The sequence below is a fragment of the Microcystis sp. 0824 genome (assembly GCF_003112475.1).
Lineage (GTDB): Bacteria > Cyanobacteriota > Cyanobacteriia > Cyanobacteriales > Microcystaceae > Microcystis > Microcystis aeruginosa_C.
Genome location: NZ_BDSM01000025.1, coordinates 167128 through 193167, shown reverse-complemented (window position 1 = coordinate 193167; position 26040 = coordinate 167128). Strand labels below are relative to the sequence as shown.

The 26040-nt window shown below is 40.8% G+C and carries 22 protein-coding genes; 3 read left to right on the top strand and 19 right to left on the bottom strand.

Going from position 1 to position 26040, the window contains the following annotated elements; genetic code table 11:
* Positions 1-44: 44 nt before the first annotated feature.
* The 3 genes from N0824_RS10615 to N0824_RS10600 all read right to left on the bottom strand — a co-directional run bounded on the left by N0824_RS10615 (position 45) and on the right by N0824_RS10600 (position 6601).
* Positions 45-3629 carry an Eco57I restriction-modification methylase domain-containing protein gene (locus tag N0824_RS10615; protein WP_108936740.1) on the bottom strand — a complete coding sequence of 1195 codons (3585 nt, stop codon included), beginning with the start codon at positions 3627-3629 and terminating at the stop codon, positions 45-47.
* A 749-nt stretch (positions 3630-4378) separates the two neighbouring features.
* Positions 4379-5266 carry a CoA-binding protein gene (locus tag N0824_RS10605; RefSeq protein WP_108936739.1) on the bottom strand — a complete coding sequence of 296 codons (888 nt, stop codon included), beginning with the start codon at positions 5264-5266 and terminating at the stop codon, positions 4379-4381.
* A 150-nt stretch (positions 5267-5416) separates the two neighbouring features.
* The gene (locus N0824_RS10600) at positions 5417-6601 is read right to left on the bottom strand and encodes an ATP-grasp domain-containing protein (RefSeq protein WP_108936738.1); all 1185 of its coding nucleotides are present in this window, start codon (positions 6599-6601) and stop codon (positions 5417-5419) included.
* A 450-nt stretch (positions 6602-7051) separates the two neighbouring features.
* Between N0824_RS10600 and N0824_RS10595 the strand changes: the two genes are divergently transcribed.
* Positions 7052-7729, top strand: coding sequence for a hypothetical protein (locus N0824_RS10595; protein ID WP_108936737.1), 678 nt, complete (start codon positions 7052-7054; stop codon positions 7727-7729).
* A 53-nt stretch (positions 7730-7782) separates the two neighbouring features.
* On the opposite strand, the gene N0824_RS10590 is transcribed toward N0824_RS10595, so the two are convergent.
* The 5 genes from N0824_RS10590 to N0824_RS10570 form a co-directional block, all read right to left on the bottom strand.
* The gene (locus N0824_RS10590) at positions 7783-8721 is read right to left on the bottom strand and encodes a GDP-L-fucose synthase (RefSeq protein ID WP_108936736.1); all 939 of its coding nucleotides are present in this window, start codon (positions 8719-8721) and stop codon (positions 7783-7785) included.
* Positions 8722-8733: 12 nt separating this feature from the next.
* On the bottom strand, positions 8734-9816 hold the full coding sequence (gene gmd, locus N0824_RS10585; RefSeq protein ID WP_108936735.1) for a GDP-mannose 4,6-dehydratase: 1083 nt from the start codon (positions 9814-9816) through the stop codon (positions 8734-8736).
* A 122-nt stretch (positions 9817-9938) separates the two neighbouring features.
* On the bottom strand, positions 9939-10283 hold the full coding sequence (locus tag N0824_RS10580) for a TIGR03792 family protein (protein ID WP_108936734.1): 345 nt from the start codon (positions 10281-10283) through the stop codon (positions 9939-9941).
* 12 nt (positions 10284-10295) lie between these two features.
* Positions 10296-11183, bottom strand: coding sequence for a ParA family protein (locus N0824_RS10575; RefSeq protein WP_108936733.1), 888 nt, complete (start codon positions 11181-11183; stop codon positions 10296-10298).
* Positions 11184-11198: 15 nt separating this feature from the next.
* Positions 11199-12254 (bottom strand): metallophosphoesterase, encoded by a 1056-nt coding sequence (locus N0824_RS10570; protein WP_108936732.1) that lies wholly within the window; start codon positions 12252-12254, stop codon positions 11199-11201.
* 107 nt (positions 12255-12361) lie between these two features.
* Here N0824_RS10570 and N0824_RS10565 point away from each other — a divergent pair, with 107 nt between their 5' ends.
* Positions 12362-12838 (top strand): peptidase C15, encoded by a 477-nt coding sequence (locus N0824_RS10565; RefSeq protein WP_108936731.1) that lies wholly within the window; start codon positions 12362-12364, stop codon positions 12836-12838.
* Positions 12839-13251: 413 nt separating this feature from the next.
* On the opposite strand, the gene N0824_RS10560 is transcribed toward N0824_RS10565, so the two are convergent.
* Both N0824_RS10560 and N0824_RS10555 read right to left on the bottom strand, forming a co-directional pair.
* Positions 13252-15021, bottom strand: coding sequence for a class I SAM-dependent methyltransferase (locus N0824_RS10560; protein WP_233256409.1), 1770 nt, complete (start codon positions 15019-15021; stop codon positions 13252-13254).
* Positions 15021-16286 (bottom strand): hypothetical protein, encoded by a 1266-nt coding sequence (locus N0824_RS10555; RefSeq protein ID WP_108936729.1) that lies wholly within the window; start codon positions 16284-16286, stop codon positions 15021-15023. Before N0824_RS10555 ends, N0824_RS10560 begins: the two co-directional genes overlap by 1 nt.
* A 275-nt stretch (positions 16287-16561) precedes the next feature.
* Here N0824_RS10555 and cobS point away from each other — a divergent pair, with 275 nt between their 5' ends.
* A complete protein-coding gene (cobS, locus tag N0824_RS10550) occupies positions 16562-17320 on the top strand; it encodes an adenosylcobinamide-GDP ribazoletransferase (protein WP_108936728.1) in 759 nt (252 codons plus the stop codon).
* Here cobS and N0824_RS10545 read toward each other — a convergent pair.
* From N0824_RS10545 to N0824_RS10505, 9 genes are all read right to left on the bottom strand, one after another.
* Positions 17317-17778 (bottom strand): PPC domain-containing protein, encoded by a 462-nt coding sequence (locus N0824_RS10545; protein WP_108936727.1) that lies wholly within the window; start codon positions 17776-17778, stop codon positions 17317-17319. The genes cobS and N0824_RS10545 overlap by 4 nt on opposite strands.
* A 299-nt stretch (positions 17779-18077) precedes the next feature.
* The gene (locus N0824_RS10540) at positions 18078-18299 is read right to left on the bottom strand and encodes a DUF4278 domain-containing protein (RefSeq protein WP_108936751.1); all 222 of its coding nucleotides are present in this window, start codon (positions 18297-18299) and stop codon (positions 18078-18080) included.
* 93 nt (positions 18300-18392) lie between these two features.
* The gene (locus N0824_RS10535) at positions 18393-19448 is read right to left on the bottom strand and encodes a TrkA family potassium uptake protein (RefSeq protein ID WP_108936726.1); all 1056 of its coding nucleotides are present in this window, start codon (positions 19446-19448) and stop codon (positions 18393-18395) included.
* A 161-nt stretch (positions 19449-19609) separates the two neighbouring features.
* The gene (locus tag N0824_RS10530) at positions 19610-20455 is read right to left on the bottom strand and encodes a DNA-formamidopyrimidine glycosylase (protein ID WP_108936725.1); all 846 of its coding nucleotides are present in this window, start codon (positions 20453-20455) and stop codon (positions 19610-19612) included.
* A gap of 169 nt (positions 20456-20624) precedes the next feature.
* Positions 20625-21968 carry a cytochrome c biogenesis protein gene (locus tag N0824_RS10525; protein WP_108936724.1) on the bottom strand — a complete coding sequence of 448 codons (1344 nt, stop codon included), beginning with the start codon at positions 21966-21968 and terminating at the stop codon, positions 20625-20627.
* Positions 21969-22018: 50 nt separating this feature from the next.
* Complete coding sequence (locus N0824_RS10520) at positions 22019-22747, bottom strand: cytochrome c biogenesis protein CcdA (RefSeq protein WP_079208066.1); 729 nt, start codon at positions 22745-22747, stop codon at positions 22019-22021.
* A gap of 121 nt (positions 22748-22868) precedes the next feature.
* The gene (locus N0824_RS10515; RefSeq protein ID WP_108936723.1) at positions 22869-23231 is read right to left on the bottom strand and encodes a VOC family protein; all 363 of its coding nucleotides are present in this window, start codon (positions 23229-23231) and stop codon (positions 22869-22871) included.
* Positions 23232-23233: 2 nt separating this feature from the next.
* Complete coding sequence (locus N0824_RS10510; RefSeq protein ID WP_002803240.1) at positions 23234-24190, bottom strand: ABC transporter permease; 957 nt, start codon at positions 24188-24190, stop codon at positions 23234-23236.
* The gene (locus N0824_RS10505) at positions 24191-25924 is read right to left on the bottom strand and encodes a peptide ABC transporter substrate-binding protein (protein WP_108936722.1); all 1734 of its coding nucleotides are present in this window, start codon (positions 25922-25924) and stop codon (positions 24191-24193) included.
* Positions 25925-26040 lie beyond the last annotated feature (116 nt).

Below are 26040 nucleotides of genomic sequence, written 5' to 3'. Positions count from 1 at the left end.
CTTTTGGGTGCGTTACGCTTCGCTAACACACCCTACATTTATATTTATTTTATTTCCCCCTCTATTATCCTGATTTCTTCCTCGCTTAATCCATACAATTCATACACTATTTGGTTAATCTCTTTTTCTAACTCGCTGGTGTCAGCTTTGGGATTAGATTTTTTATCTGTGAGAATTTGATCTACAATATTTTCGATATTGACTACTTGATTGGGAGTAGGAATAGGAATTCTTAACTTTCTGATGTCATTCATGGTTAGCTGAGTAAAATCATCTTTTTTTGCCGATGTAGAGTTTTTAGTTTTAAGATAAGAAACGAATTTAGAATTAATAATAGATAAGAGATATTTGATTGAGAACCTGTCCGTATTTAATTTAAAAATATAAATATCTTTCTTAACAACAAGTGGTTTTTGAGTCAAAGTTGCCATTATTCTAAACTGTCTACTTATAATTCTTCTGACAAGAATTCTTTCTCCTGTAAAAAAATCAAATGATGACGGTTTCTCCCTAAGATTGTCTCCATATTTTATGTATTCATTAACATCTTCTAGAAAGTATCTATCAAGCTTGCCAGTTAAAATTGGTTCGTGAAAATCATCAATTTTATTTAAAGAATAATCATTTTTATTAGCTAAAATACCTCTAGCTGAATCAGTAATGTCCTCGATAGTTGTTTGAATTTTACTTAGTTTATTGTTCAGTAGTTTTGACAGAGGGTTAAAAATTAGCTTTAAATCTTGACTGTTAGACCATTCTTTTTTGCTAAGTATATGATAATCTAAGGAATTTATAATATTAAAATCTATTTTATCTCTGGGATTAAATTCATATACCAACGACATATTTAAAGATTTGTTTTTAGATAATAAATAAATTCCAGTATCTACATAAGCATCGTTGAATATATCATAGGGTAGAGTTATTCCTAAGACTAAATGAGAATTTTCATATATGATTTTCCTTGTGGAATAATATTTATCACCTGTTAACCAAGATATTGGTGTGATGAAAGAGAAAAATCCTGATTTGTGAGATATTCTAGTAGCTTTTTCCATAAAAATTGTGTAAATATCATCTATGGTTGTATAAAATTCCTTATACAATCTTTTTTCCATTTCCTTGAATTTCACTCCATAAGGAGGATTACCAATTACCACATCAAAACCGATAAAATTCCCCTTATCGTCTAGAACTTCGGGGAACTCGAAGCGCCATTCAAAAGCATTATGATAAATCTTACCGCTTTCAATCTCCTCCAGTTGCGGACGTAACTTATCAATCTCATTCCTTAACTGACTAATCTTCCTTTCCCGCGCTTTCTTTTCCTTGGGTGACTCCTCAAATAACAAAATTTGATTCTCTAGACTATATAAATCCGTTTCCAAACCCCGCAAGCGCTTTTTCAGAGGATTATCTCCCTGTAAAGTCTGACGAAAACTACTCTTAATCTCACTTATCAATCTCTCCATCTCACGCTTTTGCGATTTATCCTCCGCGTTGCGATAGACTCTCACCGCATCCTTATAACTCTCGATACTTAAACGACTTTTGCGGGAAAAGACTTGTAAATCATTGGATAACCCAAAGCGACTAATCAGAGAATTGCCAACCTTGATATTAATATCGATATTCGGTAGCGTCTCTAACTCGTTGTCTGCTTTGTAGTAAGCATTCTTGAGTAACTCAATCCATAAACGCAACCGACAGATTTTCACCGAGTTGGGATTGATATCAACTCCAAAGAGACACCCCTCAATCAGACGCTGTTTTTCCTGAAATAAAGTCTCCTGTACTCGCTGACTTTCTCGGTTGCGGGGATTATACTCAAACAGATTACCGTCATCATCGGTGACGATTAACTCATCGTTCACCACCTCAACCCGATAATCCCTGAGAGTTTTCCCCTCTTTATCCACTAAAATCTGTAACTCACTCTTAATCGCGATTATCTCGTTCAAAGCAGAAACAAGAAAATGTCCCGAACCCACCGCAGGATCACAAATTTTGAGACTATTGATAATAGCATTGGCTGCCGTTTTATCTTTGATGCGGTTATACACATCCTCGATTGTCTGACAATCCCATCCCTGACTCTGGTTAAATTTCTCTATTACTGCGCGTCGAATCGTTTCCCGACACATATACATAGTGATGAAACCGGGGGTGAAAAAGGAACCATCCTTATATCCGTTGATTTTCTCGAAGATTAATCCCAACACTGACGCATTGATAAGAGTCTTATTATCCTCCTGTATCGCTTCCCCACCTTCGCTGCTAAAATCGTAGGCATTGAGAAACTCAAATAGGTATGCTAAAGCGTTGATTTCTCCTGTTCGCTTTTTCCCCTGACTATCCTTTAAGACTGTTCCTGCAAAAATCTCTATATTCTCCGAACGCAGGTTACTGATGACTATGGTTGATTGTTCTAAGTCTGTGGGTTCAAATAGGGAACTGTTGAGATAGGGAACCTGAGTATGGGTATTCTGGATGTCTTTGCTTCTTTCTGTCTGTTTTTTGGCCAAAACGCTGAAAAATAAGCGATTTAAGTCGTCATAGTTGGCAATTTTGCCTAAATTGAGAAACCCTAGGGATTTATCCCCCCGATGATACCTAATTATCTGCGCTTCTAATAGTTTGAGGAAGAGGATTCTATTTATCCAGGTTATCCCCAACTCTAAACCGATATTAAATAGTCTCTCCTCTTCCGTCTCCCCAAATTCTTCGGGATTGGGTAAACGAGAGATTTTATCTAAACTCTCCACTTGACTGATAGCGTTCTCTAGCAGCGAACCGGGTTGTCGCGCTGCCGGTTGCAGACGTCGGATGAGTTTTGTTCCTCCCTCTTTTCTCTCTGTCAATCCGATGATATGCAGCAGTTCACTATAAAAGTTTTTGTCGAGACTGTTGCTATCGTTCGCAAAGGGGAGTTTTAAGAGGTGTTCGGGAGAAAAGATTTTATAGAGACTGATAAGGTTATGTTCGTCCTCCAGGATGGTTTGGGTGTATTCCCGCAAGTCAAAATGGGTGTATGTCAGGGAATCGAGTATGGAGTTCAGGAAGGGTTCCCCTATCTGTTTATAGAAGAAGTCGGTGGTTTTTCCCGTTAGTCTCCCCGTCTCAAAGTCATTAAACTGTCTGACGAGTTCCTGATTTTGTGCGAATAGTCTCTCGAAGATATTCCCATCGAAGATAAACCACTCATATATATTGGTAGCAATCAGGTGTTTTATCTCTAGGTTTTTCTCGGTTATTCTTTCCCGTAGGAAGTAGAGGAGTAATTCCTGTAATGCTTTACAGTTGAGTTTGTCTCTCCGCAGCATCTCGCTTTTATTGCTGGGTTTCTTGACTTCCAGTATTACCCCCACGGAATCCCGCGATTCTTTCCCATTATGGATGACTAAATCATTCCTTCCCTTGGTGTTGATGAAATGTTGGGGACTATAGTAGCTGTGTTTGAGAAAGTCTGCAAGCAGGTTTTTGTGGAACTCCTCGGATTCTGTCTCGTTGATACTCCCCAAAAGTTGTTCTAGGTGGGTTTGAAACTTCTCCACCTGACTACGACTCGGTTTGACTCTCAGAAATGCTTTGTTTAATGCTTGTCGGGGAGAGAAATTTTCCGTCTTCATACCTTATATCCTCTTCCTACTCAACCCGGTTTTTGAGTCTATTTTTTTCTCTCTTATCTTCCCTCAAAAACCCTATATATATGGGCGCACGGATTCCCATTATACATAAAGTCTAAAGCAAGTCTCGCCATTTGTCAAGGGTTTTCAGAAAAAAAATCGAGCCGATTTTATCTCCATGTTACTAAAGCCAAAATGAACAGGACTTTCTCCAATATAACCAGTTTCAGAGGCGTTGCTAACTTTGGGTATGAATCATTGCATCTACATTTTTTAAAACTCAGGCTCAAACTGACTTTTTGATATATGCACTCATTAGCATTCATACCTTGATTAAGCAGCGCCCGTGATTTAAGCTTAAATAAATCTGATTAAATGTTTGATAATCTCGGTTTTTACTGGCTTTAGAGAAAGTAAATAAGTCCACCGCTATTCCTTGATGATTTAGTCGGAAAAACAAATCTCGTAAGCTACCGAGACTTTGAGAGAAAATTAGATGAAGCCAGATAAGTACAAACAGCCTTGTATTGAGAACAGGATAGTCATTGTTGGGTAGTCTTTTTAAGATTGTCTTGACAATTTCCGCCAAAGAGTTTAGCATCATAATAATGATTATTATAATTTATATGCGACTAAAATATGATATTCTAGTCGCTTTTTTGCATTATGAAGCTATCATTCAACACTTCTGCTTCTCATAGAGAAAGTAGAAGAACCCTGCTGAATTCGTTAATGGAGCAATGGGGTCAAATTCAGGACAAGACTTTCCCTAAAGAGGCAGGTAAATCGGCGAATTTTTCCACCACTGTCACCCCAGCTTCTTGAAAATGACGTAGGCTATCTTTTCTGGTATTCTTAGCGGCAACAGAGTAGGAAAGTTGGTTAGAAATAATTGTTTCTGTATCACCGAAATTGGTTTCAATCGCTGCATTTAACCCCACAAGATAGGCAATCACTGGTTTTTCGATTGCCGAGGCAATATATTTGGCTGCCTCGATTTCGGCCTTTCCCCCCACCTGACTGACGAGGAGAATTGCCTCGGTATTTTCATCTTCCTCAAAAACCTGCAACCATTGGGACAAATTTGAGCCAATAATGCCGTCAGTCCCCAGATTTACCGCCATAGATTCACCATACCCGGCTGCTGTTAAAGTTTTCGCCACTTCATCCCCTATGCGATCGCCACGCGTAATCAGACCGATTGTCCCCAATTGATAAAAACTGGGTTCACAAATACCCAACCAAAGATAATTGGGAATAATTACACCCTGGCTGCCGGGTCCGAGAATTAATGTCCCGGTGGTACTAGCTATCTTTAATAATTCCACCAGATCCAAGGGGGGAACTCCGGGGGTGACGATAATTAATTGGGGAATGGCTGCTGCGATCGCTTCTAAGGCCGCATCTAGGACTTGATTGGGGGGGACTAAAATTAAACTGGTCTTGATTTCTCCGGCTTCAGCAACGGCCTCGGCCACTAGATCAAACACTGGTATCTCTGCGATTATCTCACCACTGCAGCCACTAGCCACCCCCGCTACTAAACAGGTTCCCTGAGCTTTCAATCGTGCCGCGTAATATTTGCCTAGGGGTCGATCGATCCCTTGCATAATTATCTGATCTTTATCTGTCCATTTCATATATTCAGTGTTGGGAGTTGTTTCAGTGTTGCCAAAGGCACGGCGTAGCCGTCCAGTAAACAGTAAACAGTAAACAGTAAACAGTAATCAGTGAACTGAAAACTCACATCTGATCACTGATAACTGATAACTGATCGCTGATCACTGATTCTAGGCTAATTTAATGGCTGCAGTGACCACATCTTCTAAAGACTCTAACCAATGAAAGTTAACATCAGCTAAACTCTGACTGAGATCGATCGCTTTGCTGTCAGCTAGGACGCGAAAAATTATTTGTGGTAGGGTGGGATTGAGAAAAGATCGAGGTTGCAAGGTTTGTCTTTCCTGTCGGGTGGCCCGGATCGTTCGTTCGCCGCTGCCCCGGCTGGGTGATAATGGGCTATAACTGCGGTAGTAATTGCTAATAGTCTCGATCGCTTTTTGGCCAAAGTCGGGATAACTGATAATATCAACGATAACCACTTTTAAATCGGCCAATAGTTGGAATTGTTGCAGACCGGCCTCTATTTGCTCGTTTAATTGCTCTAATTCTAGTCTTTCCTCCAGTATAAGCCAGGCTGCTAGTTTTGCCCCCTTGCTGGCTAAGGCATCCCAGACAGTGGACATCAAACCCTGGCCATTACTGATCACGGCTATTTGGCCAGTTTGATCAATTATCGACCAAGGGGATTGTAATTGGGGAGGGGTCAAGGCCAGAAGATCGAGATGTCTAGGTAAAGCGGCATCATTAACACTTATTTTGCCATCTAGGGCCATCACTTCCCCAGCTTCGTTGATACCCAGGGGATTAATCTCGATAATATCGAGATCTTTGCTGACAAAGAGACTATACATTTTTTCGAGAATTTGACTGATAGACTCGATCAAAGACCCTCTTAAACCCATAGATACGGCTAATTGCCGACAGAGATAGGGTGAAAATCTCTCTTCAATGACCACTTTTTGCATGGTTGCCAGTAAACTGTCCACATCCATCCCCCCTTGACTCGCACCGAGTAAAACCGGTCTTTGCAGATGATAATCGAGTAAAATGGCTAAAAATATCTCTTGTTGCGGATTATACCGGGCTTCTGCTAGGATTACTTCTGGATATTCTCCGGCGATCGGTAAATGAAAAATAGCATGGGCAGCAGCGATCGCATCGATGGTATTAGCGACAAATTTCACCCCTCCTGCTTTTCCCCGTCCTCCCGCTCGTACCTGGGACTTCAGCACGATGGGGTAGGGAATGTTTAATCTTTTTAGTCCCCCCGGTTCGTGGATTGGTTGGGAAGGTAAAATGGGGATACCTACCTGAGCAAATATTTCCTTGGCTTGGTATTCGAGTAAATCCATAATTGATTAATTGATAAAGTGGCGGTTCTCTCTTTGCTCGTTTCGGTAGCTTGGGGACTATGAAGATTATTTTAGCAACAGCATCCGGTTCGCGGGTGATCAGGGAGAATATTCTTGGTTTATAGGGATGGAGGACTGGTAGTGACGGCAATCTCGATCGCAAAACTTAAAGTTAATTCGATCGGGTGATTTTTTTTTGATAGGATTGAACCTATAATTCTCCCATAAATAGTTATCCCCATTAACCGTGCCAAACTAAGAACTGCGGACAAATCAAGAGTTTTGGCGTTTCAATAGACCAAATAAACTAATAACTGGCAGTTAGTCGGAAATATCAGTTATTTTTTGCTAAAATTCTCCTTTTTCCCGCATTTTCTTGCTTGGAAACAAACTTTTTTCCGCTTTCGTCTTTATCTTTAATTCGCTCCCACTAGGAAACTCAAGGGTAAGATGCTAAATTTTCAAAAGCAGGGTCGTCATCATCCTCTGACCCTATTAACAATGCTTTTAAGTGCTTCTTTCGTTGTGGTCTCCCTTTCCTTGACTCCTGCGATCGCACGTCAATTCGCCCCAATTAACCCGATTAAACCGATTCCTTTGGGGAATGATCAATTAATTCCAGCCGGCACAGACATCCCTGTAAAATACGAGCAGGGGGAAAAAATTCTTTTAACCAAACAGGAAACTTTTTCTTTATCTCTGACCGTCACCGATAATATCAAAAATTCCCAAGGACAGACAATTATTCCCGATGGTAGTCAGATTATCGGAGAAATTAAACCGGATGGTCAAGGTTCCCGTTTTCTATCCCAAAAAATCTTTTTAAAAACCCGTCAACCCCAAGAAAAATCTATTGATGCTATTTCGGCAGTTTTCACCCGTCTAGAAAGGCTAATTAAAGGAGTTAACCCCGATAAAATTATTCAGGGTGCAGTATTAGGAAAATCCGCCGCTTCTGTCCTCGCTTCCTTTACTTCTGACCAACCGGTTAGCGAGGGATTATTACGAGGAGGGGGATTAGAAGTATTAGCCGGCTGGTTATTACGAGGAGAATCGGTGGAATTATTGTCAATTAACCCCAAGGAAGATTTTAAATTAAACCTTCGTTCTGATTTTACAGGTCAGTAAGCTTAAAAAAATCAGGTGTGTTAGTTATTAATCTAACACACCTGCTATCGATACTAAGCGGCGTTTTGCCGATACCATTCAATGGTTTTTTGCAAACCTTCTTTAAATTCCATTTGGGCAACAAAACCGAATTTTTCCTGAGCGCGGGTTGTATCTAAACAGCGTCGCGGTTGACCATTCGGTTTGTCTATTTCCCAAACAATTTCGCCATCAAAACCCATTAAATCACAGATTAATTCCACTAAATCTTTGATAGAAATCTCATAATTTGTACCAAGATTAACTGGCTCCGATTCATTATAGAATTGACTGGCCATGACAATGCCGCGTGCTGCATCGGTGGAGTAGAGAAACTCCCGGGTTGGACTACCATCTCCCCAGACAGGAAGTTGTTCATCCCCCCGTTGTTGTGCCTCATAAACCTTGCGAATTAAAGCAGGAATTACATGGGAACTACCCGGATCAAAATTATCCTCTGGCCCGTATAAATTCACTGGTAAAAGATAAATTCCGTTGAAACCATACTGCAAACGATAGGACTCTAATTGTACCAATAAAGCCTTTTTAGCGATACCATAGGGCGCATTGGTTTCTTCGGGATATCCTGACCATAAATCGTCTTCACGGAAAGGTACTGGAGTAAATTTTGGATAGGCACAAATTGTACCCACACAGACAAATTTTTGCACTCCTGCTAGATAGGCAGCGTGAATTAATTGGGTTCCCATCATCAAATTATCATAGAATAATTCTGCGGGTTTTTCCCGATTGAGACCGATGCCTCCCACATGGGCAGCCAAATGGATAATTAAATCTTCTTCGTCGGCTAAACGTTGACAGTTTTCCCAAACTCTTAAATCACAATCTTTAGACCGAGGAATTGTAATTTTTTCGGGATTTGCCCCCGCTGCAATTAATTGATTAACTACTTGCCGACCTAAAAATCCGGCCCCCCCAGTGACGACGATTCTTTGTTCGCCTAAATTCAGCATATGTTCACCTCTTTAATCCACAGTTGTCATCGAACGATTGCGAAGATAAGCCAGATCTTTTAATAACTGTTGGCTATCACCACCGTTATTAAGATTAATCCCCAAAGCCGCTAAATCCGCATCTACCATTAATTTTACCAGTCCCTCGAACGTCACCGACGGCTGCCAACCTAATTTCTCCCTGGCTTTTGTAGAATCTCCTATCAATAAATCCACTTCCGCTGGACGCAAATAACGTTCATCAAACTCCACATAATCCTGCCAATTTAAATTAACGTATTGGAAAGAAATATCGAGAAACTCCCGGATAGAATAGGTTTCATTGGTCGCCACCACATAATCATCTGGTTCTTGCTGTTGTAACATTAACCACATCGCCCGCACATAGTCCTTAGCATAACCCCAATCCCGTTTAGAATCGAGATTTCCTAGGTAGAGTTTTTTCTGTTGTCCGGCAATAATTCGGGCCAAAGCGCGGGTAATTTTGCGCGTGACAAAAGTTTCTCCACGCCGGGGGGATTCATGGTTAAATAAAATGCCGTTACAGGCAAATAAGTCGTAGGATTCCCGATAGTTGACTGTTTGCCAGTGACCGTAAACTTTCGCACAAGCGTAGGGACTGCGGGGATAAAATGGCGTGGTTTCTTTTTGGGGAACTTCCATGACTTTCCCGAACATTTCCGAGGAACCTGCTTGATAGAAACGCACTTCGATGCCAGTTCTTTTTTGGTAATCCCGAATTGCTTCTAGTAATCTTAAAACTCCCACACCTACTGCATCAACGGTGTATTCTGGGGCATCAAAACTAACTCGCACATGGGATTGGGCCCCTAAATTATACACTTCTACCGGTTGCACTTGTTCAAGGATACGCCGCAGGGTCGTCCCGTCGGTGAGGTCGCCATAATGAAGAAATAATTTAGTATCGGGCTGGTGGGGGTCAGTGTAGATATGATCAATGCGATCGGTGTTAAAAGTTGAAGTACGACGGATGATACCGTGGACTTCATAGCCTTTTTCTAATAATAATTCGCTCAGATAGGAACCATCTTGACCAGTGATACCAGTAATTAGAGCGCGTTTCGGTTGAGTCATCAGTAATTTACCTAATCGGAAAGAATAAAGACCATGGCACGGTCTGACTGCTTATAGCACACTTTAGCCCCTCATGACAAGTTTGGCTAGGTTGACAGGGGACAAAAAGATGAATTGATTTTTTATCCAGGCTGCATAGATTCTAAATTGTTCTGACAATTTTCTCGAAATTTTCTGACTTGAAATTCCTTGACTTTGGTTAATTGATAATTATCTTTTCCCATGGCTAGGGAAAATTTTGCCTCGGTGTCATCAAGTAAATTTTGGGGGACAGCTTTCCACTGTTCTTGCGTCTGCCAATGGGCAACGATAATTAATTGTTCCTCAATGGCGGGATTAATCCAAAGTTCTTTACCTAAAAAACCTGGTTGTTTTGCTAAAAACTTTGTCCAAATTTCTTGATCTTTTTGGATAAATTTTTCCCTTGCTTCGGGTTTAACTTGAAATTCTAACCACTCAATGACCATAGTAATTATCTCCTATTTTTTGGTTTTCATCAAGAATTCTTCTGTGAGTTTCATAAAAGCTTTGGAACCACTAGAAGAGGGCATAGCTGCCACCGCAGGCACGAACATATCCACGGCTTTAGCTACATTAACATCCATAGGAATCGCATTGGCAAAAATTTGATGGGCTTGAAAATCCTGTTGTACCCGGCGCATAACTTGATTATAGTAGCGACTGAGTAAACCACCACCGGAAAGAATAAAAACTATACCCAGTAAACTGGGGTTAATCGGTTGGGTTTCTTGATGACTAGCTTTGAGTTTAACTATTCTTCTTTCTAATAACTGAATGCCGACAATTGATAAAGGTTCGGGACGGGCAGGTAGTAAATAACAATGACTGCTACAGAGACCACTACGAGTTAAAAGATTATAGCCCGGAGCGCAGTCCATAATAATATAATCGTAACGGTCTTGAATGGGATCAATGATTTTTTGAATCAGGATTCTTTCCAGGTTATTCCAAGCATGATCAAAGCCTAAATCTTCCTGTAAAATTGCTTGATGGTGCAGGGTTTCTGAGACGACATATTCATCATAAAGTTCGATATCTCCTGGCAGTAAATCTAAGCCTTGAATTTCACAGACTGAAGGGACGATAATATCATCAATAGTTAATTTATTGTAGGGATTGGGTTTGATAATTGCTTCTAATAAATAGCTTAAAGTGCGTTTTTTGCGACGCAGTTGAGCGAATTCGTGGGGAGACATTAAACTGAGAGTCGCACTGATTTGAGCGTCTAAATCGAGGACAAGGACTCGTTTTTGCTGAAATTTAGCTAAACAGGTGGCAAGGTTGACGGTAAGGGTAGTTTTTCCTACTCCTCCTTTCATATTAACGGTGCTGATGACAGTGGCCATTATGGGAGTTCCTTTCTAGTTAACCGATGGAATATCTCGACGTAAAACTTGCCCGTTGGGAGCCATAATCAAAGGAGGTAAACTGGTAATATTGATCACTTCTTGGGTTTTCATGTCGTAGGTGGTGTAAACTGTTTCCTGTTGATGGGGATTAATATCGACAATTGTTAGGGTTTTTCTGGGTGCTTGTTCACTGTTCAATAACCGTCGCGGTCCACTGCCTAAAGCTCCTGCGTGTAATAATTGTAATTGCCCCCGTTTACCCGGATAGTAAGCGTGAGCATGGCCACTAATATAAGTATGCACCTGATAGCCCTCTAAAAACGCTCTTAATTGCTCAGCATCGGCTAAATAATCCCCCGGTCGATTTCTGCCTACGGCAATACCGTAGAGGGGTAAATGACCGATTACTAGCCGCATCTTAGCATTTTTAGCGTCGGGGCTACTCAAGTTTTTTGCTGCCCAATTTAGTTGTTCCCGAGAGATTAAATGAGTGGAGGCATCCCAAACTAGATAGAATATACCATTTTGAGTGAAAGTATAATAAAAAGGAAAGCCAGTTTTATCGATAAAATTTAAACTTGTATTATGTTGGGGGTTTTGCCAATAATCTTGGGCTAATTTTCTCTCTTGAGCATAGATAAATTTTCCTGCGGATAAAGCTCCAGAAGCGTCATGATTACCGATGGTAAAACCAAAAGGTATTTTAGCAGCTCGCAGGGGCGCGGCGATATGGCGATCAAAGGCTGACCACATGGCGTTAATTGCTGCCTCTGTCAAGCTGCTTTTTTGTCCTGCCACCATGTCCCCACCACAGAGTACCAGATCGGGTTTATGATTGATAATTAAAGGGATAGCTCGATCGATTTCGGGATCGTAAGTAGTGGAACCGTATTGACTATTAAGGTCACTAATCACGATTATCTTGACTTTTTTCGCCTTTTCTGCTTGTTTAACAGCCGACTCAGGGGGATTTTTGGAAGTAACGGGCTGTAAAATTTGATGAGCGCAAGCTACCAAGCTAAAACCGCCTAAACTGCCACTGATAAGCAAAAATTTACGGCGTTGCATAGAATATCAATCTCGTCTTTAATTGAGGTCACGTCAGTTAGTGTAGCAATTTTTGTCCCTTCGATCGCTTTTTTGTGGATTATCCCAATTAACCATCAGGAGATAACTTGACAATTCTCTTAACTTCTTTTGCGCCTTGGTTATGCCATCACCGGAGTAATTCCTCCGATGATTTGTTAGTATCTATTCAAGATAATTATGCAAAAAAGCTTTTATTTTTGCGTCAACTTCCCGTTAATACCCATCGAGCCAGTGAACGAGTTATCAAAGCTATTCAAGACAAAAAGCCTGATTTAGTTATTTGTTGTGGTATGGCAGAAAGTCGTTATCGTTTAAGTTTAGAATCTCAGGCTAGGAGTAGTACAAAAAAGTTATTTACATCAATTCCCTTACCAGATTTAATTAAAAACCTTGACTATAGTTATATCAGCGATAATGCCGGTCAGTTTGTCTGCGAAGAGTTATATTTTCAAGTCTTAAAATATCATCCGAGAGCCTTATTCGTTCATGTGCCGCTTTTAACTGACAAAAATTTTGCTATTATTCAAAGGGATTTTCAAAAAATTATCACCCTTAGCCGTTAGCTCATATAATTCGAGAGTAAGTTTCAAGGGAAAAAGGAAAAAGGATATACTGGTATTTTGTCATAATTGCCCTCCTCGACTTGAGAGCGCACCTTCTAATAAATCTCATTGCTACGTCGGGCAAATTCTTCTTTGCTGTAGAGGGGTGGTGCTACTATCATTAGTTTGACCCGGTTGCAACTTTTGCCCCTCTATTTTAACCTAAACATTGGGAATCTTCGCTAACATTCCTCAACTTAGCTCACAAGAGCTGCATCGCACTTAAACCCACAGCTGCAATCAATCTGCATGGTGCGTTCCCCAAAAATCGATCGCTGGAGCAGTAGGAGCCACATCAGGGAACGCACCCTAGTGCTACCAGATCGGCTGGCAAGGGAGCGCAGCGGAATTGCCAGTCCGAGTTGATGCGGTTGTTAGCGGTCTGATATCTTTTTTAAGATAAAAACTGTTTCGTAAAAGGAATCCAAAGACCTTGGCCTTGCATTCATATTTTTTTTATCAAGCTCTACATCAATTTGATCTTCAATTTTAAACCCTGATAACAGAGCAAGATCAGCAAATATTTTGTCACAATCAACTTTATATAGAACTTCTCTGCTACTAAATTTATAGAATACACTTTCTTTACCAATAACGAAAAAAGCCAACCCGTTGTTCATTAAAACTCTAAAGCTCTCTTTTAATGCTTTCTTTAATGCCATGTAGTAGGCAAGGACTGGCTTTGCTTTAATCTCTCTAAGAGGGTCGCTTAAAAGCCAATCGTGTAATTCATAAACGGCACTAGGTAAACCGTCGCCATTTTCAATTGACCATTTCATTGATCCAACAGAACCCGTTTCTGCTGCTTCAATTTCATCATCGGACATCAAGTTTAAGGCCAAGCAAGAAACAGCTTTACCAACTAGGTAATCCTCCCGGCCAGAAGACGCTGGTAAATAAGGTGGGGATGTAATAATGACACTAAAGCTATTGTCAGCAAAAGGGAGGCTAACCGCTGTCCCTTGGTGAACCGTCCCTTTACCGAGTGATATTTTATATGCCTCTATCAAGCTTTGTGCAGCATGGCAACTTCTTGTAAGTGATTTCAAATTAGATATAATTAAAGTGTCAAGCGATGTTTTCGCTATTTCAAGGGCAAATCTTCCTACACCAGTCCCCATCATACGAATAACAAATTTTCTCGTTAGAGCGTCACTAAGACATATCCACAATAGTTGCCTTGTTTCGTTGTCTTTAATACCGCTTATTGCATTTTTCCATTTGGTTATAATCCGCTCATATTCAATTTGTTCATCAAGCGCACCCCATCTCTCAAATTTTTGAATAATCTTTCTTGGAAACTTATAACCTGCTTCGTAACTAGCTCCTTGAGTAGCATTTTTTATTAATTCATTTATGGAACTATCTACTCTTTCAGGTGCAATCATAAGAGCGTTAAGTTTTGCTTCAGATATTGCGCAAGACAGCTTATCAATATCAACGCCAGCATAATCAATGCCAAGTAATGCAGCCTCAACTAATGCTGTTCCACTACCAACAAATGGATCTAATAGTAATACTTTGTTGTTTTTATCTGTGGGCAGCCTTGGCAGGCATTCAACGAGAAAAGAGCGAATAAGGCGCGGGAAGAATTTTGCTTTGTATTTGTGGAGTGAATGAAGATGTTGGGTTGAAGTCCCTCCCGTTGTAGGTGCCTTAATTGTTTTATGCTTGATATCTTGGCTACCCGCAAGATAAGCAGTTAGACTCTGGATATCAGTTACCTTTGGTTCGGGGATTTTGTTTTGGCCAAGCAGTTCACCGCAAGCCATAAACGGCAACAAACAAATAAAATCCTTGCCGCCGCTCTTGACTTTATATGACCATCGTTCACTATTGCTTAAAGGTTTAATTTTAGTATTACATGGTTTTTCTAACCATATTTCTTGAATAAAGTTCAGTAATCGAACCAATTCATCATTTGACAAAGTAGTGTCACAAGCCAAAAACCCTATACAACCATTATTTCTAGTATGGAGACCTGCGAGGGAGTTAGATAACCCTGTTTTGGTTTCAACTTCTGCTGGGTTGCTAACGCGCTCAGTGTTTTTAAAGAATGACCTTACCTCACGTTCGGCCAAATCAATATCGCCATCAAGCATGATGTTTGCCCGCAGCTTCAAATAATAAAATTGATTCGTCATTAGTTGTTTTCCAGTCCAAAAACTTCTTTGAGCCATTCATCCCTGAAATGGCTTTCGGTTAATGCAATAATTCCATCAAACAGGTTATACAATGGATGTTCTGGATTTAGGTCACCAGCTTTATGGGCTTTGCCTGTGGTGTCATGTGTCCAAATTAGATTTTTCAAAGATTCCAGATATTCTTCAAAATGTCTGGCTGCGTGAATGTTTGATATTATCCCAACCTTAAATTTCCATTTCGATGCAACAGGCTTTCCTTCGCTTCCGAGTTTTAAGACTTGGTAAATTCCCTTTTTTATGTCATCGGTTCTATCAACGCCCACTGAAGTTTTGCTGTCAGATACACTCTCGAACCCAGCACCATCCCCACCCTTAGATTTCGGCCACCAGTCAGGCCTTGGACTTGGCGAACCGCAAGCATTTGTGAGCCAGTAGATTGAATTTGTAAGTTTTGGATGATATTTATTCAACGCTTCATTCCAGAAACTATAATAGTTCTTCAAAAAACTAGCATCTTTTGCAAGCAATTCAATAACCGAACGATAGCCCCAATATTTATCAGATAGAGCTGCTCTATTACCAAAAGGATATTGGGATTCACACCAACTACCTTCAACGAGCTTTGGAACGAATAGATTGATTTGCTGGTTAAATATTGTATTGATTGTAAGATTACCATCATGTTCAGTAATTTCTTTTCCGCCATCATCTGTCAATTTCTCGCATGCCATTTGCAATGGCAAAGTCAACAGGGGAGATGCCTTAATCTCTCCAAATAGGATACAATGTGTTTCTTCATTAACGATAACAACATCAACGGGTTCAGCACCTTTCAAAATTCTTTCAGATCTGCCTCTTTTTTTGAGCAATACATTCAAAAATGCTCTGAGTAGCCTAGAAGTAGATTTCCCAATGCTGCCGCTTTCTGGTTTACTGGCTGGATGAAAGTAGAAAATGTTACCCAGTGCATGTCTTGGGCAACAGTTTGTAAAATGATAATAAAGGCTCGGTGTTGGAGTAGGGCAATAATACCAACCTTTATGCCCAACATAAGAATAATAATCGGCAGAAATAAGCAGGTCAAAGGTACTCGCAAGAAGTTTACCAAGCGGGATAAGAGTATCTCCTTTGTGTATTTTATAACATTCGTCAATAAGATTTGTGATGAGCTTATACTCAAGCGGATTATTATGCTCTTTTTCTTCTTTTTTGGTGTTTGATTTTGATTTATTTAGAAGGTCTTCGATCCAATTATTATCAATCATGCTGAGTCTCTTCCTTTATAGTGATTTTGCCCGCTAACTACACAATATACGGAAAGTTTCCGTATATCACGCTAAATACACATTTTTTTAAAAAATCTTTCCGCCTATTACTCTCCTATAGAGCGATCACAAGAACTCTTCCTATAACATTACAATAAGCGTGTTATATCGAATTATTATAGGTGTTCTCATGTTTTGAAAATCCCACAGGGTGGCCGATACAAAATTAAGTTATACTTCATCTTTATGAGAAAGGATGCCATACCGGGAGCGAATTGGGGAGATTGACTACCATATTTAACTTCATTTGTCAAGAAATTCGCTCATTTTTAGGTGCGATCGCTTTTTACACGATTATTCCGGTTCCGATTGCTTGGCCTAATTTTGGCAGAATTGCCCGATGGATTCCCTTAGTGGGCTTATTTTTGGGTTTAATTCTGGTTTTGCTCGATATAACTCTAGCTGGTCTGGGAATGCCACCCCTAACTCGTGCGGTTGTCCTTGTGGGGGTTTGGGTTTATCTAACGGGAGGACTACACCTTGATGGAGTTAGTGACACGGCCGATGGTTTAGCTGTCACCGACCCCCAGCGTCGTTTATTGGTCATGGCCGATAGTGTTACTGGGGCCTTTGGAGTCATGGCCGTGACCATGGTTTTGCTGCTAAAAATCGCCGCTTTGAGCGATTTAAGCGATAATCGAGCCTTAGCTCTAATTTTAGCACCAATTTGGGGACGTTGGGGGCAAGTAATGGCGATCGCTCTTTATCCCTACCTCAAACCCACCGGTAAGGGAGCCTTTCATAAAGTGGCTTTTTGTCTGCCCTGGGACTGTGGGGGAGTAATTTGGGGGTTAATCGCCCTATTTGGTGGTCTAAGGTGGGGAATAATCGCCATTAGTGCCGGAATCGCCCTCGCTCTGCTTACTGGTTACTGGTTATATCGTCGTCTTCGCGGTCACACCGGCGATACCTACGGTGCGGTGGTGGAGTGGACAGAGGCTCTATTCTTGGTTTTTTTGACAATAATTAGCTAATTTTTGCCCTCCACGGCCCGTAAACGGGTTAATTTCAGGGTAAATTTTCCCCCACTGGTTTCTCCGAAAGCTCTCACCCGAATAATATATTTACCCGACTCGGTAATGCGTGCAAAGAGGAGGGCATTAGTACCACCATCGGGACCATCATCATTTTCCGCTACAGTGGAACCATCGTCGGCCAGGAGAATTAACACCCCATCAAAATTTTCCGATTTGAGATCGATGGCCACCTGATCGTCCTTTTCCAGATCTACGGTATAATCCCTAGCAAACCCCCCCTCACCCGTGGGAATATCTTTGTCGGTGAGAGTATCGTTAATTTCTTTATTGAGGATGAGGGGGACGGGATTATAGATTTTTTCTGCTCGCACCGGTAAAGATTGACCGCTTAACCAGAATAAAGTGAGCAAGACGCATAAACCAGAATAACGACCAGTCAAAGGGAATCTTATCATAGGGCAGATGTTCGTTTTCTCAATCTCCCTATTCTACAAAAAACTGATAACTATCAGCAGTTCGAGAAAATTAAATTCAGAATCTGGAAAGGGGGAACATCAGGACTGGGGAACTGCGGAAGGGAAAAATATGTGTAATTAATTTTGCTTAGGTAGTTATTCTTTAGTTGGCAAAAACAAGTAAAAAAATCCCCCTTTGAGCAAGGGGGAAAGAGGGAAGATAAAACCCGTCTAAGGTAATTGATGAAATCATTAATTGACAATATTTAAAAAAGATTAATTGAAAAATGAACTAGAAGTTAAAAACTTAAAGAATGTCCTTCCGTGGGCAAAGAAGCTAAAGATTGAGTGATATGATGTTCTTGACCGCGATAGGTAACGGCTACCTGTTTCTCAATGGTTTGAACGACACCACGGTTTTTTAAATAGGGAACACCACGATAGCCTAAAATCATCGGACTGGAAGCAACGGTGGCAGTGGGATTTTTGTCGTAAGCAATGCCGCGATAGGTTAATTTCATAGCTGTCCCTGGAGATAATTGGTGAGCCATTCCTATCTCCATCGGCAGCGAAATTAATTCCAGAAAAGCTCAACTTTTTTGTAGGTAAATATCCTACCAAGAAGACCCTCGATAGCGCATTTCTCGACGCAGAGCATAACGACGGGCAAAATTAGGAACATCGCCCCGATGACCTAATAAAATGACTGTATCGCCTTGCTGTAAAATGGTGGAATGGTCGGGATGGGTGATGACACCACCATCAAATTGACGGATAGCGACGATAATAAAAGCACCCTGTCCCCGCACTTCCATCTGACTGATAGGTTGTCCCAAAAAGGGCGAATCGCTTAAAATCGAGTATTCTTCAAATTGCAGGTCGATATCGGCTAATAATTCGTTAAGATTGCGCCTACCTTCATCTTCCTGTAAAAAATCAATCGCGGCCGGATGGGTGATTAAATGGGCCATTCTCTCCGCTCCAATGGTAGCAGGTAAGACCACTTGATCGGCTCCGGCTAGTTTTAATTTTTTCTCGGTGCTGGGATATTCTCCCCTGGCGATGATGTATAGTTGCGGACTGAGTTCCCTTGCGGTTAAAGTGATGAAGACATTTAAGGCATCATCGGGCAACACCGTCGCTAAAACTCGCGCTTTGTCGATACCGGCTTTCTGGAGAATACTTTCATCGGTGGCGTTACCATTAAGAGTTATGTAACCTTTTTCCTGAGCTAATCGAATGCGATCGGGGTTATTATCGACGATAATAAAGGATTGGGCTGTTTTTGCCAATTTAGTGGTTAGGATGCGTCCTATGCGCCCAAAACCGCAGATTATGACGTGATTTTCTAAGCATTCCATCTCTTTATTCATCCGGCGATCGCTAAAGGCTTTATTAATTTCTCCCTCGGTGAGCATCTGAAAAAAACCTCCCACCACATAAACGGCCGAGGTGGTCCCACAGACGATAACTAACATGGTAAAAGCTCTCAGACTGGGTGTGTTAATCGGTTTAACTTCCCCGAAACCTACTCCAAATATGGTGATTATCACCATATAAACGGCATCGAGAAAACTCCAACCGTAGGCCATATAACCGATAGTTGCTCCGACTACCGTAGCGAGAAAAAAACTCGCCCCGATGATAATCCTTTTCAGTGAACTTTGCATCGATTTCCGTGACCTGACAATCTAGCCATTAGCTTACAGCAGAATCGAGGACGCAGGAGACAGGTTTTGGGGTTTTGGGGTTTTGGGGTTTTAGTTCAATTTCCCCACTTCCCCTCTCCCCCACTTCCCCACTTCCCAATTCATAATTCATAATTCATAATTCATAATTCCCTTGAGACTTGACATTGGGGACAAAAATGAGCCGAGCGCCCACTTAATTTAATTCTGGCAATAGTTGCACCGCAAAGACGACAATTTTCGCCGGTACGACCATAAACCCAGGCCATCGAGCCATAATTGCCATTAACTCCCGTAACGTGGAGAAAATCGCTAAAACTGGTCCCGCCTTCAGCGATCGCAGCTTCCAATACAGAAATAATGTTTTTTGTCAATAAGTCTATTTGCTCAATTTTCAAGAGATTGGCGGCAGTTTGGGGATGGATACCACTTTTAAAAAGAACTTCATCCGCGTAGATATTGCCAATTCCTGCCACCACATTTTGATCGAGGAGAAAAGTTTTAATCGGACGACGACTTTTTTGACAGTGACTATAGAGGTAATCGGGGGTAAAATTGCGATCGAAGGGTTCCATTCCCAGTTTTTTCAGACCGGTAATCACGCTTTCTGGGGTTTTATCGGCGGCAATCCACCAAATTTTCCCGAAAGTGCGGGTATCGACGAAGCGCAATTCTTGCTGATTAGCAAAAAAGAAGCGTAAGCGCGTATGAATCGGCAGGGGAGTAGTATCTTTTACCCAGAGCAATTGTCCGGTCATACGCAGATGAACCCCGATACTACTACCATTATCTAAATTGGCGAGGAGATATTTGCCCCGGCGCTGCCAATTGCTAATCGTAGTCTGAGCAATTCCTTGCAGAAAAGTTGCCTCGCAATTAGGATAGGCTAGGGTACGCTGTAATAATACTTCCCCACCGATAATTTTTTTGCCCTGGGTAACTTGATTTAATCCGCGACGTACCGTTTCTACTTCTGGCAATTCTGGCATATAAGTGATTGGGGTTTACTGAAAAAGTTTGTTGGTGGAGTTAGGAGTCAGGAGTCAGGAGTCAGGAGCCAGTCGTCAATAGCAAATTAGGTTATACTTCATCCTTGGGAGAAAGGCTGTAGATAAACAGAACTTTTGATCGGGAAACGACACCAAATTAACGTCAATTCTACTTTAACTTTAAGATTTCGATGGTATCAATTATTTCCCGTTCAAAACTGACTTGAGCGCGATTAGTTTTCCCACCAATATAAAAGCGATCGCCCGATTGTAAAGCCCAAATTTGGGAATGGGAAAAGTAACTCATTACTACTCCCATCATCAATAAAGCAAAACCTAAATAGACAATAGGTACTCCTGGATCTGCCTTAATCTGTAAACCTGTACTGCCGACTAATTCAACTATTTTTAGATTAACTCCATTGATAGGAATCGTCATTCCTTCTCGCACAGCAGAGGTTAAATCTCCCTTAGCATCATAGACAATTAACGTACCTTGTAAATCTCTGACTAAAAGAGAAACTCCCTCACTAAGATCGGTTTTAGTCGGAATCCAAGTTCCCCAGATTTGTCCATTACCTTTTGTGTCTAAACTAGCCATCGGTAGCTGTAGGATCGGACTATTATTCACCTGTACTTTTACCCCGGCAATCCCCCAACTGGTTTGATAAAAAGTCACCCCTTTATGGTGCAAAGGTTGGTTAACTTGAATAGTTTTGCGATCAATCTCCTCTCCTTGATTATCGATCACCGACAAATCAGAATAAAATTGTTCTATATCACCTTTAGGACTATAATCAATCCAAAAACGATTAACTTTAATCCCCCAATCTTTAGGGAGAGAATTTTTAGATAAGGGTCCAGCTTCAATAATATTTTTAACCTGAAAACTATCGCCACTAGCTACCATTTCTTGAGCGAAAAACCCCGTTAACGCTCCCCAGATTGCCCCTGCTAAAATAATTAACATGGCTGCATGAACGATAATCGGACCGATTTTACCGATCAGACCTTTACGAGCATAAAGACTGTTATTTTCTAGAAAAACTTTGTAGCCTTTTTTTTCTAATAGAGGGGTGAGAGATTCTAAGGAACCAGTTTCTAATTCAGCACTTAAAGCTAGTTTTTGAAATTGGCGAGATTGTTGATAAAATTGCCAGTTTCTTGCCGCCTTTAAAGCGGGTAATTGTCGTCGGAAGGTACAAGCGGTTAAACTGGAACCAAAGAGAATTAATAATGATAGATACCACCAAGTGCTATAAACATGATTTAATCCCAATAGTAATAAAACTTTCCAAGTCAGAAACCCAAATAAAGCGGGTTTTTCAGGATAATTAGCTTGGTAGAAAGATAGGGATTGACCCTGTTCGATTACCGTCCCAGAAATGCTAAAAATAGCGATTAAAAGTAAGAGGATAATTGCCAATCTTAGATCGGCAATAGTCTGGATAAATTTACGTCCCCATTGAGGCGGTGTATTCTTTAAATTTGAGGAAGTTTCCGATATAGTCATAGTTAAAAGTTTTGCAATTCTAGCCAATTATCTATCATAACTCTCCACCATCACAGCAGACGGGATAATAAAGAAAAAACTCCAAAACCGATTAATAAAACCCCACTGACAGGATTAATCCACCCGGACCATTGACGCAGAGAAAGAAAGCTTTTCAGCGAGGCAGTAAAAGAACCGACGATAATTAGGGGTAAAACATAACCGCCAGTGTAGGATAACAATAATCCCCCTCCTAAGCTTAAATCTCCCGTATTTGCCACCCATGCCAATAAAGTTGCTAGAACAGGTGTACTGCAAGGAGAGGCGATTAAACCAAATGTTAAACCGAGAAGATAGGACCGCAAAATCGGAGGAAAATCCCCGGTAATCCAATCGGTAGCGCCAAGGGAGGGGAAGCGCAGGGGTAATAATTCCAAGAGGTTTAACCCCATCAAAATAGCGATCGCACTGACGATAATTGGTAAACCGATCCCCACCTGTCCATAGACTTTTCCTAAAGTAGCGGCAATTAGTCCCAATCCCGCTAAGGTGGTGGCTAATCCTAGGGAAAACCATGTGGACTGCCAAAAAGCCGCTAAACGACCTTTATTTTCGTAACCCCCGATATAAGCGACGGTAATCGGCAACATCGACAGCATACAGGGGGTAAGACTGGTAAGTAAACCGGCTAGAAAAATCACGGCAATACTGACAAAACTAAGGTGAGTTAGTTGGGAAGTCACTAAGCGATCGGCGTATTGTTCAAGGTGATAGAGTTGAGTCTGTAATTGGTCTAACATATCGGGGAATTTTTAAGCAATAGAACAAAATTAACTTCTTGGTTAGGATAGGCAAAAGGCAAAAGGCAAGAGGCAAGGGGTAGTTAGATATGTGTAATTAATTGTGTCTAGCTAATTAAGGCTAAATTTGGCTCATTTCTAGGATATTACCATCGGGATCACTGACAAATAATGCCTTTCTACCCGAGGCACTCATTTGAATTGTATAACCTTGATTTTCTAGATAGTTACCCATGGCCGCCACGTCATCAATAGCGAAGGCAAGATGAGGATTGCGTCCCCATTTTTCGGGATTGGGACGGTAGTTTTGGTAATTGCTATCGACAATTAAATGAATTTGATAATCTCCCACTTGATACCAAACCCCATCGTATTGAAAAGGGCGATCGATTCTAGTTAATCCTAGAACATTTTCGTAAAAGTTAACGGCTTTTTCTAGCTCCGTGACTAAAATCGCCGTGTGTAAGGATCGCATGATGTTCATAGTTAATATCTGACTCGCGGATCGAGCCAACTATAGGTTAAATCGGCAATTAAGTTAAAGATAACAATTAAAATCCCGTAGATAAAGGTAATCGCCATCACTACGGGGGTATCACTGCGGGAAATAGAATCAATTAATAAAGCACCGATACCCGGCACACGAAACACTTGTTCTGTAACTAAGGCCCCAGTAAAAATTGAGGGAATATCGAGAGCAATCAGAGTGACAACGGGGATTAAAGCATTGCGAACTATGTGCTTAGTTAGGACAGAAAAATTAGTTAATCCCTTGGCTAAGGCAGTTTTAACGTACTCTTGGTGAATTTCTTCGGTTACGGAAGAACGCACGAAACGCATCAACATCGCCCCTTGATATAAGCTTAATACGGTTATGGGCATAATTGACTGTTTAACCTGCTCGACCAAACTATTAAAATCACGGATTTCTAGGGTACTGTTATAAAAAGATGGTAGCCAGTTTAACTGCACACTAAAGATAATAATTAATAATAATCCCGTCACAAAGGTGGGTAAAGAAAAGCCAAGTAGCGAAAAAGTAGAGATGATTTTGTCTAACCAAGAATAGCGCTTGACTGCTGAAATTACGCCTAAAGGAAAAGCAATTAAAACCCCGAAAATATAGGCAATACCGACAATCCAGAGAGTTGTGGGTAAACGCTGCCAAATGAGGGTAAAAACTGGGCTGCGACTGGTGAAAGAATAGCCCATATCTCCTTGAAGAAATGCTAACAACCACTTGACATAACGCACGGGAAGGGGTTGATCTAATCCGAGACTTTTGCGAATATTTTCTCGCACCGCTTCGGTGATAGCGGGATTAGCTGCAAATTCTCCCATCGGATCCCCCGGCGCTAGGGCCAAAATGCCAAAAACCACCATACTAATAGCTAAAAGAGTGGGAATCGAAAATAATAATCTTTTCAGAAAATATTTCAGCATTTATTTACTACGCTTCCAGTCCTTGATGTTCCAAGTATTTCTATCCCAGGGAGTTAATTTAAACCCCGACAAACTATTGCTAATTGCCACCACATCGGCACGATGAACTAGGGGAATAATCACAAAATTATTGATTAACATATCATTCATTTTAATTGCTATTTCTCTCCGTTTTTCTGGGTTTAATTCTTGACTAAAAGCTTGCCATAATTTATCGTATTCAGGATTACAATAACGAGCATAATTATCACCGGCCCAACCATCAGCTTTTTGGGGAATTTCGCTACAGGTAAAGGTTTTAAAATAGGCTTTTGGATCGGGACTATTATTACCGGTAGTGTACATTTGTAGGTCAGCATAAAACTTTTCTACCGTGTCATCGTTAGCAGGATCGCTAGAAAAGAAAATACTGGCATCAACAGTTTTTAATTCTACTCCTACCCCGATCGCTTGTAAACTTTGTTTGATAATTTCTTGGGTTTTCTGACGGAGAGGATTGACAGTAGTTTGAAAAACTAATTTCATTTCTATCCCATTTTTATCCCTAGTGCCATCACCATTACTATCTTTCCATCCCGCATCATCTAGGAATTTCTTAGCCTTTTCTAGATTAAATTCATAGCTAGTATTGGGCGAATTATATTCCGATGGCATCACAATAAAATTAGGAGTTGTTTTCCCAGCAATACCATAAAGCTGCGTGGCAATAGTATCTCTATCAACGGCTAAAGATAAAGCTTGTCTTACTTTTACATCACTCAAAAAAGGATGGGGAAACTTAATACTAGACCTCTCACCTTCAGGAGTAACTTTATTAGGATCACTCAGATTAAATAAAACTCTTTCAATCAAAGAACCGAAACTAGATATTAACTGACCCCGACCCGCTTTTTCTAAATCACTTAAAACCTTGGCCTCTACTTGCAAATTATAAGCATAATCCGCCTCCTGTGTCTGTAAAACCGCTCGTGCCGCAGACGTGGCATCACCTCCTCCTTTTAATTCTATTCTTTGAAAACCTAACTTATCCGCTTCTCGAAAAAAAGAATTTGGTTCATAAACCGCCGTATCTCCCGGTTTAAATTCTACCACTTTATAGGGACCCGTTCCCACCGGTAATAAATTAGCCGGGGCCTGGCGTGCCGTTTCATTGCTATACTTTTCATAGAGATGTGCTGGTAAAATCATCCCTTCTGTCCCCACAAAAACTAATGACCAAGCGGGATTAACTTGCTTAAAAGTTATTTTAACCGTATGGGGATCGATCGCTTCCACACTTTTAACTATTTCATAATTGCCAGCGCTAGTAGAACCAGTTTTCGGATTGGTAATAAAATTATAGGTAGCGATGACATCTTTGGCAGTAAAAGGAGTACCATCTGACCATTTAATATCTTTTTTTAGCTTCCATGTCACCGATTTCCCATCCCGGGCAACTCCCCCATTTTCAATAGTAGGAATTTCTGCCGCTAAAAAAGGAACTAATTCTCCTTTTTCATTGAAACTAGCCAAAGGTTCTAAGGTAATGCGACTCGCTTCTGAGTCTTTAAATCCCGTGGAGAGATGGGGATTTAAAATCGTCGGCGCTTGCCAATATAAAAGTTTTAAAGTTTCTGAATTATTATTTGTCGTTGCTGGAGGATTATTAGCTGTTTGTTGACGACAAGCACTAAAAAGCAGCGTACAACTAAGGGATAAAATTAACAGGGGCAAGAAAAGCGATCGCTTAAACATTTTTTAATGACAATCAATAATTCAACAGGGTGACTTAGGTGATTCCCTACCCCACCAATAACAAGTTATCAGACATTGAGTCTTGATCTCGATCGATTAATTGATTATTTGCCTTT

Excerpts from the sequence above, each read along its gene's own strand:
- N0824_RS10615 (WP_108936740.1), bottom strand. The coding sequence starts at position 3,629 with ATGAAGACGGAAAATTTCTCTCCCCGACAAGCATTAAACAAAGCATTT.
- N0824_RS10515 (WP_108936723.1), bottom strand. The coding sequence starts at position 23,231 with ATGAACATCATGCGATCCTTACACACGGCGATTTTAGTCACGGAGCTA.
- N0824_RS10560 (WP_233256409.1), bottom strand. The coding sequence starts at position 15,021 with ATGACGAATCAATTTTATTATTTGAAGCTGCGGGCAAACATCATGCTT.
- N0824_RS10575 (WP_108936733.1), bottom strand. The coding sequence starts at position 11,183 with ATGGCCACTGTCATCAGCACCGTTAATATGAAAGGAGGAGTAGGAAAA.
- N0824_RS10605 (WP_108936739.1), bottom strand. The coding sequence starts at position 5,266 with ATGAAATGGACAGATAAAGATCAGATAATTATGCAAGGGATCGATCGA.
- N0824_RS10580 (WP_108936734.1), bottom strand. The coding sequence starts at position 10,283 with ATGGTCATTGAGTGGTTAGAATTTCAAGTTAAACCCGAAGCAAGGGAA.
- N0824_RS10600 (WP_108936738.1), bottom strand. The coding sequence starts at position 6,601 with ATGGATTTACTCGAATACCAAGCCAAGGAAATATTTGCTCAGGTAGGT.
- N0824_RS10595 (WP_108936737.1), top strand. The coding sequence starts at position 7,052 with ATGCTAAATTTTCAAAAGCAGGGTCGTCATCATCCTCTGACCCTATTA.
- N0824_RS10520 (WP_079208066.1), bottom strand. The coding sequence starts at position 22,747 with ATGTTAGACCAATTACAGACTCAACTCTATCACCTTGAACAATACGCC.
- N0824_RS10535 (WP_108936726.1), bottom strand. The coding sequence starts at position 19,448 with ATGCAAAGTTCACTGAAAAGGATTATCATCGGGGCGAGTTTTTTTCTC.
- N0824_RS10510 (WP_002803240.1), bottom strand. The coding sequence starts at position 24,190 with ATGCTGAAATATTTTCTGAAAAGATTATTATTTTCGATTCCCACTCTT.
- N0824_RS10525 (WP_108936724.1), bottom strand. The coding sequence starts at position 21,968 with ATGACTATATCGGAAACTTCCTCAAATTTAAAGAATACACCGCCTCAA.
- gmd (WP_108936735.1), bottom strand. The coding sequence starts at position 9,816 with ATGACTCAACCGAAACGCGCTCTAATTACTGGTATCACTGGTCAAGAT.
- N0824_RS10590 (WP_108936736.1), bottom strand. The coding sequence starts at position 8,721 with ATGCTGAATTTAGGCGAACAAAGAATCGTCGTCACTGGGGGGGCCGGA.
- N0824_RS10555 (WP_108936729.1), bottom strand. The coding sequence starts at position 16,286 with ATGATTGATAATAATTGGATCGAAGACCTTCTAAATAAATCAAAATCA.
- N0824_RS10545 (WP_108936727.1), bottom strand. The coding sequence starts at position 17,778 with ATGATAAGATTCCCTTTGACTGGTCGTTATTCTGGTTTATGCGTCTTG.
- N0824_RS10530 (WP_108936725.1), bottom strand. The coding sequence starts at position 20,455 with ATGCCAGAATTGCCAGAAGTAGAAACGGTACGTCGCGGATTAAATCAA.
- N0824_RS10570 (WP_108936732.1), bottom strand. The coding sequence starts at position 12,254 with ATGCAACGCCGTAAATTTTTGCTTATCAGTGGCAGTTTAGGCGGTTTT.
- N0824_RS10505 (WP_108936722.1), bottom strand. The coding sequence starts at position 25,924 with ATGTTTAAGCGATCGCTTTTCTTGCCCCTGTTAATTTTATCCCTTAGT.
- N0824_RS10540 (WP_108936751.1), bottom strand. The coding sequence starts at position 18,299 with ATGAAATTAACCTATCGCGGCATTGCTTACGACAAAAATCCCACTGCC.